Source organism: Shewanella kaireitica (assembly GCF_023284045.1).
Taxonomy (GTDB): Bacteria; Pseudomonadota; Gammaproteobacteria; order Enterobacterales; family Shewanellaceae; genus Shewanella; species Shewanella kaireitica.
In genome coordinates this window covers 22,072-40,583 of sequence record NZ_JAKIKQ010000023.1, presented here as the reverse complement: position 1 = coordinate 40,583, position 18,512 = coordinate 22,072, and the positions used below count along the sequence as shown (strand labels likewise).

General features: G+C 40.6%; 19 protein-coding genes. 13 read left to right on the top strand and 6 right to left on the bottom strand.

Annotation, left to right across the window (positions count from 1 at the left end; translation table 11 throughout):
• Positions 1-12 precede the first annotated feature (12 nt).
• From ihfB to L2730_RS20085, 6 genes are all read left to right on the top strand, one after another.
• Positions 13-300 carry an integration host factor subunit beta gene (gene ihfB / locus L2730_RS20110; protein WP_044555860.1) on the top strand — a complete coding sequence of 96 codons (288 nt, stop codon included), beginning with the start codon at positions 13-15 and terminating at the stop codon, positions 298-300.
• 122 nt (positions 301-422) lie between these two features.
• Positions 423-731, top strand: coding sequence for a LapA family protein (locus L2730_RS20105; RefSeq protein ID WP_248976218.1), 309 nt, complete (start codon positions 423-425; stop codon positions 729-731).
• Between the two features lies 1 nt (position 732).
• Complete coding sequence (gene lapB, locus L2730_RS20100) at positions 733-1,893, top strand: lipopolysaccharide assembly protein LapB (protein WP_248976217.1); 1,161 nt, start codon at positions 733-735, stop codon at positions 1,891-1,893.
• 64 nt (positions 1,894-1,957) lie between these two features.
• On the top strand, positions 1,958-2,653 hold the full coding sequence (gene pyrF, locus L2730_RS20095) for an orotidine-5'-phosphate decarboxylase (protein ID WP_248976216.1): 696 nt from the start codon (positions 1,958-1,960) through the stop codon (positions 2,651-2,653).
• A 96-nt stretch (positions 2,654-2,749) separates the two neighbouring features.
• Positions 2,750-3,562 carry an SDR family oxidoreductase gene (locus L2730_RS20090; RefSeq protein WP_248976215.1) on the top strand — a complete coding sequence of 271 codons (813 nt, stop codon included), beginning with the start codon at positions 2,750-2,752 and terminating at the stop codon, positions 3,560-3,562.
• A 17-nt stretch (positions 3,563-3,579) separates the two neighbouring features.
• On the top strand, positions 3,580-4,122 hold the full coding sequence (locus L2730_RS20085) for a DUF2058 domain-containing protein (RefSeq protein ID WP_248976214.1): 543 nt from the start codon (positions 3,580-3,582) through the stop codon (positions 4,120-4,122).
• Between the two features lie 107 nt (positions 4,123-4,229).
• Here the strand turns inward: L2730_RS20085 and L2730_RS20080 are convergent, their stop codons facing one another.
• Positions 4,230-4,877: a hypothetical protein gene (locus L2730_RS20080; protein WP_248976213.1), complete on the bottom strand. Its 648-nt coding sequence runs from the start codon at positions 4,875-4,877 to the stop codon at positions 4,230-4,232.
• A 350-nt stretch (positions 4,878-5,227) separates the two neighbouring features.
• Between L2730_RS20080 and L2730_RS20075 the strand changes: the two genes are divergently transcribed.
• Positions 5,228-6,988 carry an acyl-CoA dehydrogenase family protein gene (locus L2730_RS20075; RefSeq protein ID WP_248976212.1) on the top strand — a complete coding sequence of 587 codons (1,761 nt, stop codon included), beginning with the start codon at positions 5,228-5,230 and terminating at the stop codon, positions 6,986-6,988.
• Between the two features lie 123 nt (positions 6,989-7,111).
• Here the strand turns inward: L2730_RS20075 and dacB are convergent, their stop codons facing one another.
• Together dacB and L2730_RS20065 are read right to left on the bottom strand one after the other, a co-directional pair.
• On the bottom strand, positions 7,112-8,503 hold the full coding sequence (gene dacB / locus L2730_RS20070; protein WP_248976211.1) for a D-alanyl-D-alanine carboxypeptidase/D-alanyl-D-alanine endopeptidase: 1,392 nt from the start codon (positions 8,501-8,503) through the stop codon (positions 7,112-7,114).
• A 30-nt stretch (positions 8,504-8,533) separates the two neighbouring features.
• Entirely contained in the window at positions 8,534-8,710 is a 177-nt protein-coding gene (locus L2730_RS20065; RefSeq protein WP_248976210.1) for a hypothetical protein, read from the bottom strand.
• 261 nt (positions 8,711-8,971) lie between these two features.
• Here L2730_RS20065 and L2730_RS20060 point away from each other — a divergent pair, with 261 nt between their 5' ends.
• The 4 genes from L2730_RS20060 to L2730_RS20045 all read left to right on the top strand — a co-directional run bounded on the left by L2730_RS20060 (position 8,972) and on the right by L2730_RS20045 (position 11,845).
• Positions 8,972-9,304, top strand: coding sequence for a DUF1904 family protein (locus L2730_RS20060; protein WP_248976209.1), 333 nt, complete (start codon positions 8,972-8,974; stop codon positions 9,302-9,304).
• Between the two features lie 10 nt (positions 9,305-9,314).
• Complete coding sequence (gene pssA / locus L2730_RS20055; RefSeq protein WP_248976208.1) at positions 9,315-10,628, top strand: CDP-diacylglycerol--serine O-phosphatidyltransferase; 1,314 nt, start codon at positions 9,315-9,317, stop codon at positions 10,626-10,628.
• A gap of 84 nt (positions 10,629-10,712) precedes the next feature.
• The gene (locus tag L2730_RS20050; RefSeq protein ID WP_248976207.1) at positions 10,713-11,471 is read left to right on the top strand and encodes a tRNA-uridine aminocarboxypropyltransferase; all 759 of its coding nucleotides are present in this window, start codon (positions 10,713-10,715) and stop codon (positions 11,469-11,471) included.
• Positions 11,472-11,575: 104 nt separating this feature from the next.
• Positions 11,576-11,845, top strand: coding sequence for a hypothetical protein (locus L2730_RS20045; protein WP_248976206.1), 270 nt, complete (start codon positions 11,576-11,578; stop codon positions 11,843-11,845).
• Between the two features lie 21 nt (positions 11,846-11,866).
• Here the strand turns inward: L2730_RS20045 and L2730_RS20040 are convergent, their stop codons facing one another.
• The 3 genes from L2730_RS20040 to L2730_RS20030 form a co-directional block, all read right to left on the bottom strand.
• Positions 11,867-12,469: a response regulator transcription factor gene (locus L2730_RS20040; protein ID WP_248976205.1), complete on the bottom strand. Its 603-nt coding sequence runs from the start codon at positions 12,467-12,469 to the stop codon at positions 11,867-11,869.
• A 7-nt stretch (positions 12,470-12,476) separates the two neighbouring features.
• Entirely contained in the window at positions 12,477-14,126 is a 1,650-nt protein-coding gene (locus tag L2730_RS20035) for a sensor histidine kinase (RefSeq protein WP_248976204.1), read from the bottom strand.
• A gap of 320 nt (positions 14,127-14,446) precedes the next feature.
• On the bottom strand, positions 14,447-15,613 hold the full coding sequence (locus L2730_RS20030; protein ID WP_248976203.1) for an FAD:protein FMN transferase: 1,167 nt from the start codon (positions 15,611-15,613) through the stop codon (positions 14,447-14,449).
• 202 nt (positions 15,614-15,815) lie between these two features.
• Here L2730_RS20030 and L2730_RS20025 point away from each other — a divergent pair, with 202 nt between their 5' ends.
• Positions 15,816-17,147, top strand: coding sequence for an FMN-binding protein (locus L2730_RS20025; RefSeq protein WP_248976202.1), 1,332 nt, complete (start codon positions 15,816-15,818; stop codon positions 17,145-17,147).
• A gap of 81 nt (positions 17,148-17,228) precedes the next feature.
• Positions 17,229-18,269 carry a porin gene (locus tag L2730_RS20020; RefSeq protein WP_248976201.1) on the top strand — a complete coding sequence of 347 codons (1,041 nt, stop codon included), beginning with the start codon at positions 17,229-17,231 and terminating at the stop codon, positions 18,267-18,269.
• Positions 18,270-18,512: the final 243 nt, after the last annotated feature.

Sequence of the window (18,512 nt, the reverse complement as noted above, 5' to 3'; positions counted from 1 at the left end):
AGAGGGTATAGGATGACAAAATCCGAACTGATCGAAAAACTTGCCACTAGGCAGTCGCAGCTGTCTGCGAAGGAAGTGGAAAGCGCTATTAAAGAAATGTTAGAGCAAATGGCTGATACATTAGAGGGTGGAGATCGTATCGAAATCCGCGGCTTTGGTAGTTTCTCACTTCATTATCGTGCACCGCGCACTGGCCGTAACCCAAAGACTGGAACCTCAGTTGACTTGGAAGGCAAGTACGTACCGCACTTTAAGCCAGGCAAAGAACTGCGCGAACGTGTTGACGCGGTCAACGCGTAATTTACACTGTATTAAAAGCCTCCCTCGGGAGGCTTTTTTATATCTAAAGCCTAGGTAACACTGGCTAGTTCACTCTTTTTCTTAGATAATCAAAGCTTACCAACACGTGTATGGAGCTGAACGTGAAGTCATTCATTATTGCCGTTTTAGTCGCTACATTTTTTTTCTTAGCGCTTATCTTCGGTGCCCGTAACGAACAAGTTGTTAATATTAGCTATTTTGTCGCTCAGGGTGAGTTTAGGTTGCCTGTTGTGCTAGCTTGCGTATTTTTAGCTGGCTTTCTAGTGAGCTGGGTGTTCGCTATGTACCATATCGCAGGACTTAAACTGTCTATTAGGCGTTTAAAGAAGCAGGTTGCAGCAAATGACACGCTAACAGCCGACAAGGCTAACGCTGTGAGCGAAAGTGCAACAAAGGAAGTAGACGCGTAATATGTTAGAGATTTTATTTCTGTTGCTACCTATTGCAGCCGGTTATGGCTGGTACATGGGGCGCAGAAGTGTCAGACAGAAACAGACAAATCAAAGAAAACAGCTCAGTAGAGACTACTTCACTGGCTTGAATTTTTTACTGTCTAATGAATCTGACAAAGCGGTTGACCTGTTTATATCTATGTTGGATGTCGATGACGAAACCATAGATACACACCTTTCTTTAGGTTCTCTTTTTAGAAAGCGTGGTGAAGTTGACCGCTCAATTCGAATTCATCAAAACCTCATCGCTAGACCGAGCCTAACCACAGAACAAAGAGATATTGCGATGATGGAATTGGGTAAAGACTATCTCGCAGCTGGGTTTTATGATCGGGCAGAAGAGATTTTTATTAATCTTGTTAATCAAGAAGGTCATAGCGAAGAGGCTGAAACACAGCTTATTGCCATTTATCAAGTCACCAAAGACTGGCAAAAAGCGATCGACATTATTAAGAAGCTTAAGCGGAAACGTCAGCAAGTACTCAAACACGACAGTGCTCATTTCTATTGTGAACTAGCGGCAGAGTCAACTGACGATGCCATAAAATTAAAACGGTTACTATCAGCGAATAAAATTGATCCAAGTTGTGGAAGGGCGCTGCTTACATTAGCTGAACTATATCTGAAGCTTGAAGACTTTAAGCCCTGCAAGCAATCTATAGAGAAACTACTCAATACCGATGTAGACCTCTTTCCTGACAGCCTCCCCATTGCTAAGCAAGTTTATTTACTGACCGATGACAATATTGGCTATCAAGAACTTCTTAGAGAAGCTATAGAAAAGGGCGCTGGCGCAAGTATCGCTGTGACTTTAGCTCAGCACTTGATTTCTCAAGGAAACGAGAAAGATGCAGAGAAGCTTATTCTAGAAGGTTTGATTAGGCACCCTACGATGAAGAGCTTTCAGCATCTGATGAAGATGCATGTTAAGCAAGCGGAAGATGGTCAAGCTAAAAAAAGTTTATCTATGTTAGAACAATTGGTTGAGCAACAAATTAAATTTCGCCCTGGATATCGTTGCAGTGAATGTGGCTTTCCATCGCATAGATTGTATTGGCATTGCCCCTCTTGTAAAAATTGGGGAAGTATAAAAAGAGTAAGGGGTCTAGACGGAGAGTAGTTGTTCTCTTGCCACCCTAAAAACATATTAATAGTATTTAAAACGCAAAGTGATTGGAGAAAAAATGACGAACAAACCTATTTTGGTAGCATTAGATTACGACAATAGAAACGATGCTTTGCAGCTAATAGATAAGCTTGACCCTGATATGTGCCGTCTTAAAATAGGTAAAGAAATGTTTACCTTATTTGGCCCTCAAATCGTAACCGATATTCATAGCCGCGGCTTTGATCTGTTTTTAGATTTAAAATTTCACGATATCCCCAATACGGTTGCTAAAGCCGTTTCAGCTGCTGCTGAGTTAGGCGTTTGGATGACAAACGTCCATGCCTCTGGTGGGCTGGCGATGATGGACGCGGCTAAAAGAGCGCTTGAGCAATATGGTGATAAAGCACCGTTACTTATTGCTGTAACTGTCTTGACGTCAATGAGTGATGATGAGTTGCAATTACTTGGCATAAACGTACCCGCATCAGAACATGTACTGCGTTTAGCGGCATTAACTCAACGCGCCGGACTAGATGGTGTGGTTTGCTCTGCTCAGGAAGCAAGTTTATTAAAAGCAAAATTTGGCCAAGAATTTAAATTGATCACCCCTGGGATAAGACCTGTTGGCAGTGACAAAGGTGATCAGCACCGAGTAATGACGCCACCACAAGCGCTAGTTGCAGGGTCTGATTACTTAGTTATTGGTCGACCGATCACTAAAGCGTTAGATCCGCTGAAGGCTTTGCAAGAGATACATCAATCAATAGCATAAACGTTTAGATTAAACGCTTTAAAAATAAAGTGTACTGCTATAAGTTAGAAATTAGTGAACTGATTTTAATTTTATATCGCAACCGGAGTGCACTTTATGTTTGATTATCAGGGGAAAAAGGTCGTTGTCGTTGGCGGCACTAGCGGTATCAATCTTGGTATAGCTTTAAGTTTCGCAAAGGCTGGCGCAAACGTCGCTGTCGCGAGTAGAAGCAAAGATAAAGTCGATGCCGCGGTGGAAAAGCTAACCATCGAAAACCCAGACGGTCATCATATCGGCGCTTGCTTTGACGTAAGAGATTTAGACGCTTTATCACTCGGTTTTGAATATATTGCGGCAGCTTTTGGTACTATAGATGTGCTAGTCAGTGGGGCCGCTGGTAACTTTCCAGCGACCGCGGAGAAATTATCAGAAAATGGTTTTAAGTCTGTCATGGATATAGACCTACTAGGTAGTTTCCAGGTATTAAAGCAAGCTTTACCTTTATTGAAGGACAAAGGCGGTGCGATTATTCAGATTTCAGCGCCTCAAGCTTTTGTGCCAATGCCGATGCAGGTACATGTTTGTGCAGCTAAAGCTGGCGTCGATATGTTAACTAAAACCCTTGCAATCGAGTGGGGCTATAAAGGCATTCGAATTAACTCGATTGTACCGGGGCCTATTGCGGGGACGGAGGGGTTCGATCGATTAGCACCAACACAAGAGTTACAGGATCATGTCGCAAAAGGTGTACCATTGAGGCGCAATGGTAGCTGCGAAGACATCGCGAATGCAGCGTTGTTTTTAGCCTCTGATATGGCTTCCTATATAACAGGTGCCGTTTTACCGGTAGACGGCGGCTGGTCTCTCGGTGGAGCCGGCGCAGCAATTGCCGAAATTGGTCAATTAGCGAAACAAAAACAAAATTGAATTAGAGAATATTAGATATGGCAAACCCTTTTCAGGAACAGCTGCTTAAAGCTGGTTTGGTTAGTAAGCAGAAAGTAAGAGACACTAAAACTCAAAAACGTCGCGACAAAAAAGCAAAAGTTGATGATGGTAGCGAGGCGCTAAAAAAAGAGATCGCAGCCAAGAAGCTAGCGCAAATCGAAAAAGATAAGCAGTTAAATGAACAGCGATTTAATGAAGCCTCAGAGAAAGGTTTAGTTCGCGGACTCGTCACTGAATTTAAAAAGTTTGCCATTACTCCTTCTAAGGAGGCAGACATTAAATTTAACTTTACCTTCGAGAAGAAAATTTATTCACTTTATGTTGATAAGAAAATGCAAAGTGAGTTGTTGAAAGGCCACTTAGGTATTGTAAGACACGAAGATATAAGTTACTTAGTGCCACATAAACTTGTAGAGCGTGTAAACCTACTAGTACCAACCTGGGTTGGCTATTTATGGGCTCAGGAAGATAATGTCGAAGCAGTAGAAGAGGATGATCCGTATGCAGACTACGTTATCCCAGATGACCTCATGTGGTAACTATGTGTAGTTAATTAACTAACCGCAGTGTTTTGTCACTGCGGTTTTTTTGAGGTTATGAAAAGAGTATCCGTCAGCATTTTTATCTTAACGAACCGCCTATTTAGCTAAAGCTCGTAACTATAAGACAAGCTAAGTTTGTTATCGGTACGATAATTATCTTCTGAATAAGATCCCATAAGTCTGACACTGTGCTTAGAAGAGATTTTATAACTAGCGCCTGCACCGAGCCAATAGCTCGAGTAGTTGTTAGAGCCTATTGATCCACCCGCATAAGTGACCAGCGACCACTGAGCATCTATTGGACGAATGGCAAATGCACCTAAATAGGCTCCGGTACTATTATCGTTGTCTTTTTTACCATCTACAAAGCTCACACCGGCCATTGGAAATACCATCCACTTGCCAGTATCAACGCCCATTAATGATAACGAGACATAGGTGCCTAAATTGTAGGTATTGCGCTCTTCATGGCCATTTAGATAAGCATTTAGAATGCCTTTTTCAAATAACCATGAACCACCTAACTGCCATTGACTGCCGTCAGCATTAATCTGTCCACGTAACATCCTTGTTTCGTCCAATCCAATAGAGCCATTGAACGTTAACTCTCCGTCGTAGCCTGCACCTATTTTTGTCATGATACGAGTCGGGTCATCTAAATGCTTTTCTGTTTGTTGTTCTGATGATATGACCGGAGCTGAGTATAAAAAGGCTGTAAGACCAAGGAGGCTAATTCGTTGGGGTAGGTTCATTCATTGTCCGTTATTGTATCGATAAATTCTTGAGATGGTTAACTAACGCAGAAGCATAGAGATCGTGATGTAGTAATGATACTGGTGAAACTACGAGTTTAAGGGCCTATAGAGTTGATTAACGTCAGCCAAAAATGTTGATTTTCCGAGAAGAATCAGTGAATGGTTCTCTGATTGTATTGCATACACCAAGCGCAGATTAGAGGAGGACTAATAATAGTAAATAAAGGATAAGGTCACAGTAAGTTGACTTGGCTAAATAAACACCGTTCATTAATAAATCACTTCCTTTTTCTGCTATATCTGATAGATTGAAACAACTGTTTAAATCTATCGTTTAAGAGCATAATATGAATCCCTACAACGCCCCATTAGCAGAGATGCGCTTTCTACTTGAAAACGTATTTGATGCACCAAAAACCTGGTCCGAATTACCTGCAATGGCAGAGTCTGTGGATATTGATACTGCCGCTGCGATTTTAGAAGAAGCAGACAAGATCAGCAGAGAACTTATCCATCCTATAAACCGTAGCGGAGATGAGCAAGGTGTTCGTCATGAAGCTGATAAGGTGATCACACCTGATGGTTATAAAGCAGTATATGAACAGTATGCTGAGGGCGGATGGGTTGGCTTATGTGGCGACCCTGAACTGGGTGGCATGGGAATGCCAAAAATGCTCGGCGTGTTAGTTGACGAAATGGCATACAGTGCTTGTAATGCCTTTACCTTATATGGCTCACTGACAGCGGGAGCTGCATTAGCTATCCACGCGCATGGCACTGAAAAGATTAAACAGCAGTATTTGCCGATGATGTATAGCGGAGAGTGGGCAGGAGCGATGGATATGACAGAGCCTCAAGCGGGCTCTGATCTGCGCAATATACGCACCAAAGCGGTTCCAAATGAAAATGGTAGTTACAACATTACTGGCAGTAAAATCTTTATAACTGGTGGTGACCATGATCTAACAGAAAATGTCATCCATTTAGTGCTGGCAAAACTGCCAAATACCAATGGCATATCACTGTTTCTTGTACCAAAAATCAAAGTCAATGATGACAATAGCCTAGGCGATAGTAACGGCGTTACCGTGGGCTCTATTGAACACAAGATGGGCCTTAAGGGGTCAGCAACCTGTGTAATGAATTTTGATGATGCTGAAGGTTATCTCATTGGTAAGCCGAACCGCGGCTTAGTGTGTATGTTTACCATGATGAATTATGAACGACTAGCCATTGGCATCCAAGGCTTAGGCACTTCGCAAGCGGCCTATCAAATGGCAGCTGATTACGCGAAAGAGCGAGTGCAGGGTGTTGCAGCAGGCGGCTCGCCAACGGGAGCAAGCAGTGATCCTATCCTTGTACACGGTGATGTCAGACGTATGTTGTTAACGGTAAGAACGTTAACTGAAGCCGGACGGGCACTCTCTGTTTATACCGGTCAGCAATTAGATTTAGCGAAATACTCGGATAATGCTGAACAGAAAGCTAAAGCCAGTCGTTATGTCGGTCTACTCACGCCAGTTTCAAAAGCATTTTTAAGTGATCGAGGTTTAGATGCAGCGATTATGGCGCAGCAAGTATTTGGCGGTCACGGATATATTCGAGAGACAGGTATTGAGCAACTTGTACGTGATACTCGTATTGCTCAGATCTATGAAGGAACCAATGGCATACAGGCAATTGATTTCTTGGGCCGTAAGGTGACTGGTGACAATCTTAGCGCTTTAACTGAATTTGTAGCTGAGCAGACAGCGAATATTGCACTGTTTGATAATGTATCAGCTAATGATAAAGCAGCAGTATTGCAGTTGTTTGAGAAATTAATCAATGTAGCGAATGGTGTGAATGAAGTTAAACTAGCTCAGCCGGCGTTAATCAATGCCTGTGCCGTAGATTTCCTTGATGCGTTTGGTTATAGCTTATACGGCTATTTCTGGTTGGCGATGGAAAATGCGGCGTACGATCATCAAGACAGTCGCTTTAAACAACAAAAGCAACATTTAAGTCGTTTCTATTTTGATAAATTATTAGCAAAAGCTGACTACCATTTATCGCAAGTTGCAGCAGGCGATGCCTCTATTATGGAGATTGATGAGTCTCTATTTTAAATAGTCGCTAAAGAGATAGGGCAAAGAACCCGCAATAACCAGCATTCAAATTAATTGAACGCTGGTTTTTTAATATCTATTGCATGAGCTACGATTTAATCTATAGAAGAACGATTGTAGAAATTACTGCTCGGTAAGCTGCTGCAGTATAGACACATCAAAGCTTGGCTTTGCTGACGGCTCTTTTTCAGGGCTGACACCATTTTGTAAAACAACGAATGTCGCTGCTATTTTATCACCATCCTTAATGAAGCCCGCCACATTTGATACGCCTAGCATTGATCCAGTTTTTGCCAAAACCTTTCCCTTAAGGGAAGCGTTTACGTATCCTTTTCGATATTTCAGTGTGCCGCTCTCTCCTGCAACTGGCAGTGAGCTTATAATGTGTCGATAGGCAGAATTATCTCTAACCAATGCTAATACTTCAGCGAGTTGATTGGCACTTAGCAAGTTATAGCGGGACAAACCAGAGCCATCGACTATGTGAGCGTTTGATAAATCAATTCCTTGTTGTGTGAGAATAAGCTTCATCGCTGCACTACCACTAGAAAATGTCCCTGGAGCGCCGTAGACTTGCTGTCCTAAGCGCTTTAAAAGACTGTCAGCGATTAAGTTATCTGACTTTAACAACATAGTAGCGACTAGTTCTGTTAACGGCTCAGATTGATGCTCAGCGATTGAAAGCGAATAAGCAGGAAACTGACTAGCGAATAATACCTGACCGCGAAGGCCAATTTTTGTGTTTTTGACGATTTGAGTGAGTTTATCTTTAGCAAAGAGAGCGGGATCGGTAATGGCGATGTTTAGCTTTAAAGGTTTGCTACCTGGATAACAGCCATCTAATCTAAAATGGTTGTTTTCTAGACGAGCTAAGGTCAAATCGCATATCGGTTGTTGTAAGCTTTTATCAAATACGGCTCTGCTTTCTATACTCACAGGTTCGTTGCCAACAATTTTAACCTCTCCAGCATCATCAGCAAGTCTTGGTACAAACCTCGCTTTAAAGCAATTTTCATTAATAATGAAACTAGATACTGGCGCAGAGTAACAGATCCCTAAATCATCCCATACTCGGCCCGGAGCATGCTGCAACTCATGCTCTTCACCTACAAGGTAAATATTACCGGTAATAAGAGCCAATCCCTGTTGTTGTAATTGAGCAAATAAGCTCTCAATATTAAGGGTTGTTAGAGTTGGATCGCCTGAGAATACAATGTAAACGTCGCCGTCTATCTTGCCTTTTTGAATCGGCGTATTGGCAAGCACTTTAGTTTGATACCTAAATTCACTACCAAGCGAAGCGGTAGCTGCAATGGCCGTTAGCAGTTTCATCGTACTAGCAGGAATAAACAATTTGTCAGAATTTTGTTCCAACTTGGTGCTCTTTAGATGATTGCTGTATTTCATTGCCGTAAGGGCACTGGTATCTGGCAATATGAGCTTGATATCACTGGCTGCAATGTTACTTGATAACGTTAGCAGTATGGCAGACGCTACTATATTTCTGAGGTTCAATAGGAGATCCTTGGGTAAAAGCGAAAACGATTAATCGGGCTTATCAGCATCATCTTTTTCCATTAAACGATAAAGCTTTAACGTTACAAATAGCACTAAACCAAAGAAAAGTGGCAACATGAATAACCCTAACTGCGCTTTAAAGTGAAATATAGCCCAAGCGCCTAACAAAACTGCTAAAAGAGTCAATAAAGATTTAAAATTCATCACGTTCTCGATGTATAAAAGTATGCTTTAATAGTATCAAAAGAACATTGAAGATGCTGTGATCATAGAGTTAATTAGCAATTGATAGATCATTTATGCGGCGAACATTCATCACCTTTAAGTACTAGCTTTGGCTAAAAATATAGCTAAACAGCCGTCTAGATGCTGTTTTATGCGTGCTACAGCGCTATTCAGTAGAAAATACTTGCCGAAAGCACCTTAAATCGGTAATTTCTATGCCCTTATCTAAGAGGATTCTTGATGCCGCATATTAGAGTTTATGGAATGTCACAAAGCATCGTTGCTAACTTAAGCGACACGCTGATCGACGTTCTAGCTGAAATTTGTAAGGCAAAGGCTGAATCATTCATTATCGATTGGATTGATAGTCAAAGCTATAGACGCGGACAAAGCGTAAGTGAGATGGCTCAGATCGAAGTGTTATGGTTCCCTAAAGATCCCGAAACACACCATCGTGCCGAAAGGGCAATTCGAGAAGCCGTTATTTGTGCTTACCCGAAGCTTAAACATACCGTTGTTATGTTTAGAGAGTTAACGCCTAGCACTTATTATAAAGATGGTAAGCATTATTAAGGAGAGAGCCTTGCTGAGTAAGCTAGGTGGTATACCGCTACAATCTGAATCCTTACAGTGGTTGTTAACGCCGAAAGCGTTAAGAGCAGAGCTGTTAAAGCGTATAGAAAGCGCCACGCATTCAGTTTACATCGCAGCACTTTATCTTGAAGATGATGAAGCGGGCAGGGAAGTACTTAATGCTTTAATGGCTGCTAAGCAACGTAATCCCGAGCTTGATATTAAAGTGTTGGTTGACTTTCATCGCGCTCGACGCGGATTGATCGGTCACAAAGGTGATAGCGGTAATTACTTCATGTACCGCAAAGTCAATGAAGCTGCAGAGCACCAAATAGATATACTTGGTGTACCGGTGAAATCTCGCGAGTTTATGGGCGTGCTACACTTGAAAGGCTTCATTATTGACGACGCAGTTATCTTTAGTGGCGCGAGCCTCAATAATATCTACCTGCATCAAAACGACAAATACCGTTTTGATCGTTACCATGTCATAGAGTCTAACGAGCTTGCACGCAGTATGCGTGAGATGATCTTGACTTACTTAGTCAACGATGTCGCCGTTAGTTCATTAACTCAACCCAAAGATGCAGAACGTTTACCGACTAAAGTTGAAGTTAGTAGTTTAAAACACCGATTGTCTAAAGCTGAGTACAAGTTTGCTTCGACGAAAATTGGTAATCGAGTCACGCCTCTTGTTGGTTTGGGACGTAAGAAGAACCAATTAAATAAAGTTGTGGTTGCGATGGTAGAGGAGTCAGAAGACGCGCTATTTATCTGCACTCCCTATTTTAATCCCCCCTATATTTTAGTCAGGGCACTTGCTAAGCATTTACGCAACGGCAAACGTATCGATATCGTTGTCGGCGACAAGACCTCTAATGATTTCTACATACCGCCTGAAGAGGAATTTTCAACTATTGGTGCATTGCCATACATGTATGAGCAATCACTCCGAAAATTTGCTAAACGGCAGCAATGGGCGATTGAAAATGGCCAACTTAATATCCACCTCTGGAAAGATGGTCGTAACAGTTACCATTTAAAAGGGGTAAGTGCTGATGGCAAACGTCATCTCATTACCGGTAGTAACCTTAATCCAAGAGCTTGGGCGTTAGATTTAGAGAATGGGCTGTTAATCCAAGATGACAATGAAAGCTGGAAGCAGCAGTTTGAAGCGGAACAAGCGCATATTCTTGAGCATACTGAAAGGTTGTACCATTATTCACAAATTGAAACGTTGCATAACTATCCAGCACCGGTTCGAAAAATAATGAAGCGTATTAAACGTTTAAAAGCAGATTTTTTGTTAAGACGTATACTCTAATTAAGATCTATTTATGCTGAAAAAGCCTACCTAAGAGTAGGCTTTTTCTTTTTGAGCACCAATAATAACTGGATAGTTTTACACATGACTTTGCCAAAACATGCGATTCATCGTCTATATGAATACAGAAAAGCGATCTCCTCTAAGCCTTTTACTGCTAGAGGTAAGAATGTTGTGCGCTGTCAATCATGCCTGCTGGCTGAAAAATTTTGCACTTGTTGCCAGCGTCGACAAGTCCGTAGCTCGTTATCTTTTATGCTCATCATGTATGACGATGAAGTATTAAAGCCGAGTAATAGTGGTCGACTCATTGCCGATATAATCCCCGATACTCATGCGTTTATTTGGTCGAGAAATGAGCCGAATAATAAAATGTTATCGATAATAAACGATCCTAAATATCAAGCTTTTGTTATCTTTCCATCAGAATATGCAGTTAAAAATCAAACGGTAGTTAGTCACGTGGATAAAACCATACTACCTAATGGCAGGGTTCCACTATTTATCGTACTCGACGGTAGCTGGCGTGAAGCGATAAAGATGTTTCGTAAAAGTAGCTATCTGCACAACTTACCACTACTGTCTTTTACACTAGAATACACTGCGAGTTATGCGTTAAGAAAAGGAGCCAGAGAGTTTCAACTCGGTACTGCAGAGGTTGCGGCGCTTGCATTAAGTGTCGCTGGAGAGCCTGCTAACGGTCGTGTATTAGAAGCTTGGTTTGAGTTGTTTGTTGAATCGTCACTTCACGGAAGAAGTCGCAATAGCCGGGATAGCGCAATAATTAGTGAGCTTCAAAACCGTTTCCAAGACGCTCATGCGCTGTCATTAGGGAGCAATTAATTGGTATTACAGGTATGAATATCTGCTCGAGCTAAAATCAAAATATTGAATTTATTGTGGTTTACGATATGCTTTAAGTTCGATGTTAAATTAGGAGGCTGATTATGGCGCAACATAACAGCGAAATGTTTAATCAAGTCTCTAATACTCAAGCACTTTGCTGTCTTTCTATTTTAGTCTCTGCAGTGATGTTAAATATGGTCTGTTCAAGCGCTTTTGTCGGCATGAATCACCATGGCGTTACTCTTAAAGAAGATTCAAGCTTAATCGCCAAAAGTCGTTACAGTGCAGGGTTGGTATGTAAAGACCGCGGTTGGGAGTTTTGTGCTTCATGGGCGAATATAAAACGTATTCCAGGTAGCCGTATAGCTTAAAACAAGCCCTGCAATGACCAGCTAGTATTCTGAGCTTTTCCCCATCAAATACGCGAGTTCAGCGATATTGCTTACCTGCATTTTTTGCATTACTTTTTGTCTATGCAACTCTAAAGTTCTTTGCGCGACGTTTAATTCAGCTGCGACCACTTTATTGAGCTTGCCTTCTAATATCTTTTCCATTACCTCATGTTCTCTTGGTGTCAGTGTTGCGAGTTTAGTTTCTAAGGCTTCTCGATCTAAGTTACGTTGCGTGTTTAGTTTCGTTTGTATTTTTGCTTTTCCCAGTAATAATAGAAGTTTATCTCCATCAACAGGCTTTTCGAGGAAATCAATAGCGCCTTTCTGAATTGCTTGAACAGCCATAGCTATATTTCCGTGGCCACTTAACATTATTACAGCGATTGGACTTTGGTGTGTAGTTAAGTGGCTTAATAAGGCACTTCCATCCATTACTGGCATTTGTACATCCAAAATTGCAATACCAGCTTGGGTTATATCCACACTGCTTAGAAAAGCATCAGCAGACAAAAAACCTAAAGGCTCATAGCCGAGGCCCGTTAACATCCAAGTTAACGAGTCGAGTACATCCTGATCATCATCGACCAAATATAATCTGCACAATGTTGTGTTACTCCTGTGGTAGGATGATAGTGAGGGTTAATCCCATATCTAGATTATTACGAGCGCTGATCTCGCCATGATGCTCTTCTATAATGCGTTTACAAATTATCATGCCCAGCCCTAATCCATTCTTCTTTGATGTTTCAAATGGAAAGAAAAGGCGCCCTAATGCTTGTGGTGACAGACCTTTACCGTTATCTGTAAATTCTATCTTTACTTGATCTCCAATGGACTCCATCGTTACAAATAATTGAGGCGTTGCAACGCCCTCCATTGCATCGAGAGCATTACGTATTATATTGACAAAAACCTGTTGCAGTAGACTCGCATCACCACTGATGCTGATGTTTTCCAATGTTAACTGTGGATTTAATTTAACTCTCGAAAATTCTGCAGCCATTAGCGTTAATGTATCGTCAAGGATCATGTTGATATCGCAGTAACTCATAACACTTGGTTGATGGCAGAAATTTCTAAAGCGTTTAATGGTTTCTTGGGCGCGATCAACTTGCTGGATTGCCTTAGTCATTGCTTCTTTGAGCTCAGACTGTTCTGCAGACAAGCGGTAGATACAACCTTGTGTTAGATAACGGATCCCGGCTAGAGGTTGATTGAGTTCATGAGCTATACCTGATGCCATCTCTCCGGTTAAAAGCACTCTTTGTGCTTTATAAAACTGTTCTGTTTGGGCAAAAAGGGCATCTTGAGTCTTTTTATGCTGATAAATTTCTGACTTTAAGTCGCGAGTTCGCAAAACCACCAGTTTCTTAACTCTTAAATGATGTAAATAACCCAGAAACAGAAAAATAAAACCAGCAATAACCCAAGGAAGAGCGGTTTTAAAAATCGAGGTCCAGTTTGTTACAAATGGCCATTGCTGTAATTGCCTTAGTAGCTTAAATACACTGCTATCATTGACTGTCGCTGACCAAGAATCATATTGGCCATTAATTGCAGCAGCGTCCGTTGCTTGAATAGAAAGTAAGGATTTAATCACTTTAGTTGCGAGTTGGTGATCAGTTTTACCTAATTTTGAGAAAGAGTAATAAGGGTATAACGTGCTTGAACTTTGACAATGAAGTTCCGCTGATGGCTTTGTAAGCACGACTTTTAGTGAAGTCGCCGAGACTTCTTGACGCTTAATGGCATTTTCTAATACACAGGTTGGCAAAATAGCGATGTCGGCGTCACCTGATTCGATGAGTGATAGTAGCTTTTTTTGTGGAAAGCCAACAAAATCCAACTGCTTAAAATCATCAAATGGATTAAGACCCTGTTGCGCCATTTCCCCAGCAAATATTTGAAAGCCACCAAATGCTTTTCGATCCGTAGAAACTACTTTTAACTGTCTAAGGTCAGTAATGCTGTTTACTTCTAGTTCTTTACGAGTGACTAGTGCAGAACCTACTGCAAATGCAGGGTTACTGGACATCAAAGGAACCAGCGTTAGCAGGCTACTAGTCCCGTGTTCTCTTTTATAACTGACCGCAGTTAATACATTGGTGATAATGAAATCAACTGTTTTCTGCTCTACGGCTTGATCTAGTTCTGTAGGAGTTAAGGCAATCAATTGAACCTGTGTATCTAGATCAGTTGATAAGCGGTTAATTGTTGGCTGCCAACGGGAGAGCACTGCTTCTGTGTGTGCGAACGCCAATACACCTATCCGTAATGGTTTTTTATCGCCAGCATAGCTAAACGTGGAAAAACAGAAAAAAGCAACGATAGCAAAAAAAAATAATCGGGATTTCATCAAAATAGGTAGCAGGGAGTGGTAACTCCATTATGGCCCAATACTGATATTTTTGCTAAAGATAATGTTAATAGGTGAAAAGCCTCACATTTATTATAATTATGCGGAAAACCACTATGTAAATTAATATTTAAATCACGACTGTGAAGTTTTCATACTTTCATACTTTCATACTTTCATACTTTCATACTTTCATACTTTTATCTTTTTTAATATCTTCATACTTAGTAAGCAGTATTAAACCTATAGTGCTCAAATCCATTGCTTTCCATTTTTATTCCATCTTCTGTCAAATACCAAACAGCTTCAATGTCTGGATTGCTATTAACATAATCAAGAGACTGTTGATAAGGCATTAGGAACAACATTGTAGATATAATGTCAGCATATACCTGGTTGTTATTCATAATTACCGTCGTTGATACACCGGTACTTTTGGGTTTTAGTGTTTTTGGGTTGATCAAATGGTGATACTCTTTACCGTTAGCACGATAATAGCGTAGATAATTACCACTAGACACTAAGGCTAAATCCTTGCCGGTAATAATTTCATGATATTGCTCTGACAACCTTTGGCAGTGTGATAGCGAGTTATTATATTTCTTGCATATTGGGTTTTCTATTGCGGTTGTGAACTCTCTTCCTTGTGGATGCATACCATAATGCCTTATGTTGCCACCAGCATTAATCATAAAGTTTTTAACACCATCTCTTTTTAGTTGCCTGTATACCTTTTCAGCCATCCAACCTTTAGCTATACCGCCTAAATCTATACTCATGCCCGATTTCATTTGTATAGTGTTTTTTTGTATATCTAGATTTATATTATTAATATTTATCAGTTTTCCAGCATATTTTAGTTCTGTTGCTGTAGGGGTTTTACATTGCTGTAGGCGCTTAGCTTCGCCTTTGCACTGGGCTCTGTATCCTCGCCAAAGATCAATCACGGGAGAGAGCGCTATGTTAAAGTAGCCATCAGATTTTTCATACCACTCAATACTTTTTTGTATCATTGCAGTTAATTCTGGCGAAATTAAATGCTTTTCAGCCGGGGAATTGTTGATAGTTTTTACGTTCGTCACATGAGGGTAGGTACTAAAATTTGAAGCAAGGTAATGATATTTTTGTATGACGTTTAGAGCATTACACATAGCATTTTCTGTACTGTTTTCTTCATATATATCAATGCTTATGGAGGTTCCGAAATATTTTAATGTCGTCAGGTTTTTCCCATATTCAGTCTTTGTTATTATTGCGTTTCCTTCGCAGCGGTACGGCTCGCCATGGGTATCAACAGTAATGACTTTGAATTCTGGTGCTTCAGGCTGTGGTAGTAAAGCTGCTTGAGTATATGTAGATAATAGTAATAGAGGTAATATATATTTGTTCACGTAACAACCTTTGGTTTTAAGTGGCTAACCTTACCTATTAATTATTATCATGAACTTATTGAAATTTAAAAACGCATTTTTACAAATGTTATCTTCGTCAAAAAAATAGAACAAACCTCACTTCATTGCGGTTTTCCGCAATTGTCCAAAATATTTATCCTTTTATGCTGTTGGCAATGAAATAACATTTTAAGGTTTTAATATGAAATTTAATCGTAAACTTGTATTTAGTGCCGCAGCTATTATAACAATGACCTTAGCGGGATGTAGCAGTACAACACCCAGTGGCAAGTATGTAGATGGAATACATGATGTATCAGCGAAAGGTAAGAAAAGTATTATTACACTTACCGTAGAAGTAAAGAATGGCCACATAGTTGATATTAAAACTAAATCACATAAAGAGACCGAATCACTGTATTTGAATGCAGAGAGACTATTATCAAAAGTGGTTGCTAATAATGGCCAAGAAGGTATTGATGCTGTATCAGGAGCGACTTACTCATCCAATGGCATACTAAAAGCGATTAATACCCTCCCAAGAGTTGACGGTACCACACCAGAATATGTAGCAGTAGGCTCTAAAGAAGCATCAGGAGATGACAACTTTAAGTTGAAATGGTCTATTCAACCACAATTAGGCTTACTAAAAGGTGATTATTATTATCAAGAAGCACGCTTCCGTCAGGGGCATATGGGCAGCGTAGCGATTGTAACTGATAATAGTAACGCTAAAGACGTGATATTTGCTGAATTTAATGAGAGTGGTCGTCCTAACTATTACACTCGCCTTTACCAAGATGTGCCTAAGCGTATGTCTGAATACAACTTCTCTATGGGTAAGAAAAAGGGCACTGCTTGGGTGCAGTCAGCCCTTACCATGGAAAAATTAATGGTTGAACAAGACAAGTTAACGTTTGAACTGAACCCTGATTTTGACCCCGCGCTCCGCAATAAATTAAAAGAGCCTAATCGCTTAAAGTATGCTGGCATAGACGTTGTTGCAGGAGCATCCAATAGTATTCAGCAATCAATGGTACCGCTCACAGCTAAAATACATGCTCAAATTAATGGAGAGGGCACAGAGCAGTTATTCTATCAAAATGCACAAAAGTTGCTTGATGAAAAAGGTAAGTGGACTGGGGTCACTGCGATCTTACGTTTAGTGGTAGACAAGAATAGCAAGCAGATCACTAAAGCCCATTACGACGAAATTTTTGCTGATGAGAAAAAACAGATCAGCGATGCCTCATTAAAGAAATTCTATCGTCAGTCTAAATATGAATCTATCAATTATGTTGAGCCAGCAAGAATTGGTTTTAACGTCATGATTGATGCGTTAAATGAACACCTCCAGCAAGGTGGTTCACTGTTCCTAATTGATGATCTTCCTGCAACCGGTGATACCGGAAGCTACGCTGCGACTGGATTTACTAAGCGCTCTGATGCTTGGGATCATTATCTAAAGCAAGCGGACATTCTTTACCAACAGATGCGCCAAGACAACGTAATTGTAGAGCACAAAAAATTCTAGATTAATAAAAATGATTGTTCCTAACTGACCTAGAGCAGTGGGAACAATATGTTGACTAAATTATATAATTAAAGAGATACAATGATGAAAACAATGAAACTAGCTTTGGTTGCAGTAGCAGTTTTAGCCTCACCAAGCGTAATGGCTGATGCATATAAATTCTATGGCCGTATCGATTATTCGATTACCAATTCTGACAGTGGAAGTGCTACCCACAATGGCAAGAGCGGTACAGTGTTAGAGAACAACTGGAGTCGTTTAGGGATTAAAGGTGATGCTGCACTGACTCAAGACTTCAGTGTTTTCTATCAGATTGAAGTTGGGGTTAATGGTGCGTCACAAGATAAAGGCAGTAATCCATTTTCTGCTCGCCCTACGTTTTTGGGGATAAAACACAGCACTTATGGACAGCTAGCAGCTGGTCGAATAGATCCTGTATTTAAAATGGCTAAAGGAACAGCAGATGCCATGGACATGTATTCGATGAAGCATGACCGTTTGTTTGCTGGCGACAAACGCTGGGGAGATTCACTTCTATATAGAACGCAAAAATGGAACAACATCCAGTTTGGCGCAAGTTATATTATGGAAGATAACTATTACGCTGAAGATGATATTCGTCGCGACAATGGAAATTACCAAGTGGCTGTGACTTATGGTGATAAGCACTTTAAGAGCAGCAATTTGTACTTAGCTGCTGCTTATACCGATGGCGTAGAAGATATCAAAGGTGTTCGAGCCGTTGCTCAATATAAAGCGGGTAACTTAATGCTGGGCACTATTTATCAAAGTTCTGAATTGGTTAATCCTAATAAGACCAATTGGGAACAAAGAGATGGTGACGGCTTTATTATTAGCGCAAAATATCAAATCGATAAGTTGTTGCTAAAAGCGCAATATGGTCATGACGATTCAGGTACTGGTAAAATCGCCGGTCGAGTTTATGACGCACTGGGCGAAGCCGCAACCGATGTCCCGGAAGTTTCACAATGGGCAATAGGCGCAGAGTATCGTTTAAGCAAATCGACACGCATTCACACCGAAATCGGTCAATTTGATGTTAAGCAGTATTCAGATTTTGACGATACTATTGCTAGTATTGGTTTTAGAATAGACTTCTAAAGTACTGGAAATAAATACCCCCAAAGAAGGTGCAGGGACGCGCTTTCGACTGAGCAGTTTGCTATTGCTTATCTCTTCTCCATACTTGTCGCTGTAAACACTAAGTCGATTTATACATGTTTTTGCTTAGCTATGCAGTTCGGTTAGAAAATTCTCGGGGATATATTTCTATAACTGACTTTTTATGCGGTATTTTGACTATACATCATATTAAGGTAATTAATTAACGTTGTTAGTGTTAAA

Excerpts from the sequence above, each read along its gene's own strand:
- L2730_RS20085 (WP_248976214.1), top strand. The coding sequence starts at position 3,580 with ATGGCAAACCCTTTTCAGGAACAGCTGCTTAAAGCTGGTTTGGTTAGT.
- L2730_RS20050 (WP_248976207.1), top strand. The coding sequence starts at position 10,713 with ATGACTTTGCCAAAACATGCGATTCATCGTCTATATGAATACAGAAAA.
- L2730_RS20020 (WP_248976201.1), top strand. The coding sequence starts at position 17,229 with ATGATGAAAACAATGAAACTAGCTTTGGTTGCAGTAGCAGTTTTAGCC.
- pyrF (WP_248976216.1), top strand. The coding sequence starts at position 1,958 with ATGACGAACAAACCTATTTTGGTAGCATTAGATTACGACAATAGAAAC.
- L2730_RS20025 (WP_248976202.1), top strand. The coding sequence starts at position 15,816 with ATGAAATTTAATCGTAAACTTGTATTTAGTGCCGCAGCTATTATAACA.
- ihfB (WP_044555860.1), top strand. The coding sequence starts at position 13 with ATGACAAAATCCGAACTGATCGAAAAACTTGCCACTAGGCAGTCGCAG.
- L2730_RS20060 (WP_248976209.1), top strand. The coding sequence starts at position 8,972 with ATGCCGCATATTAGAGTTTATGGAATGTCACAAAGCATCGTTGCTAAC.
- lapB (WP_248976217.1), top strand. The coding sequence starts at position 733 with ATGTTAGAGATTTTATTTCTGTTGCTACCTATTGCAGCCGGTTATGGC.
- L2730_RS20045 (WP_248976206.1), top strand. The coding sequence starts at position 11,576 with ATGGCGCAACATAACAGCGAAATGTTTAATCAAGTCTCTAATACTCAA.
- L2730_RS20075 (WP_248976212.1), top strand. The coding sequence starts at position 5,228 with ATGAATCCCTACAACGCCCCATTAGCAGAGATGCGCTTTCTACTTGAA.
- L2730_RS20090 (WP_248976215.1), top strand. The coding sequence starts at position 2,750 with ATGTTTGATTATCAGGGGAAAAAGGTCGTTGTCGTTGGCGGCACTAGC.
- L2730_RS20065 (WP_248976210.1), bottom strand. The coding sequence starts at position 8,710 with ATGAATTTTAAATCTTTATTGACTCTTTTAGCAGTTTTGTTAGGCGCT.
- L2730_RS20080 (WP_248976213.1), bottom strand. The coding sequence starts at position 4,877 with ATGAACCTACCCCAACGAATTAGCCTCCTTGGTCTTACAGCCTTTTTA.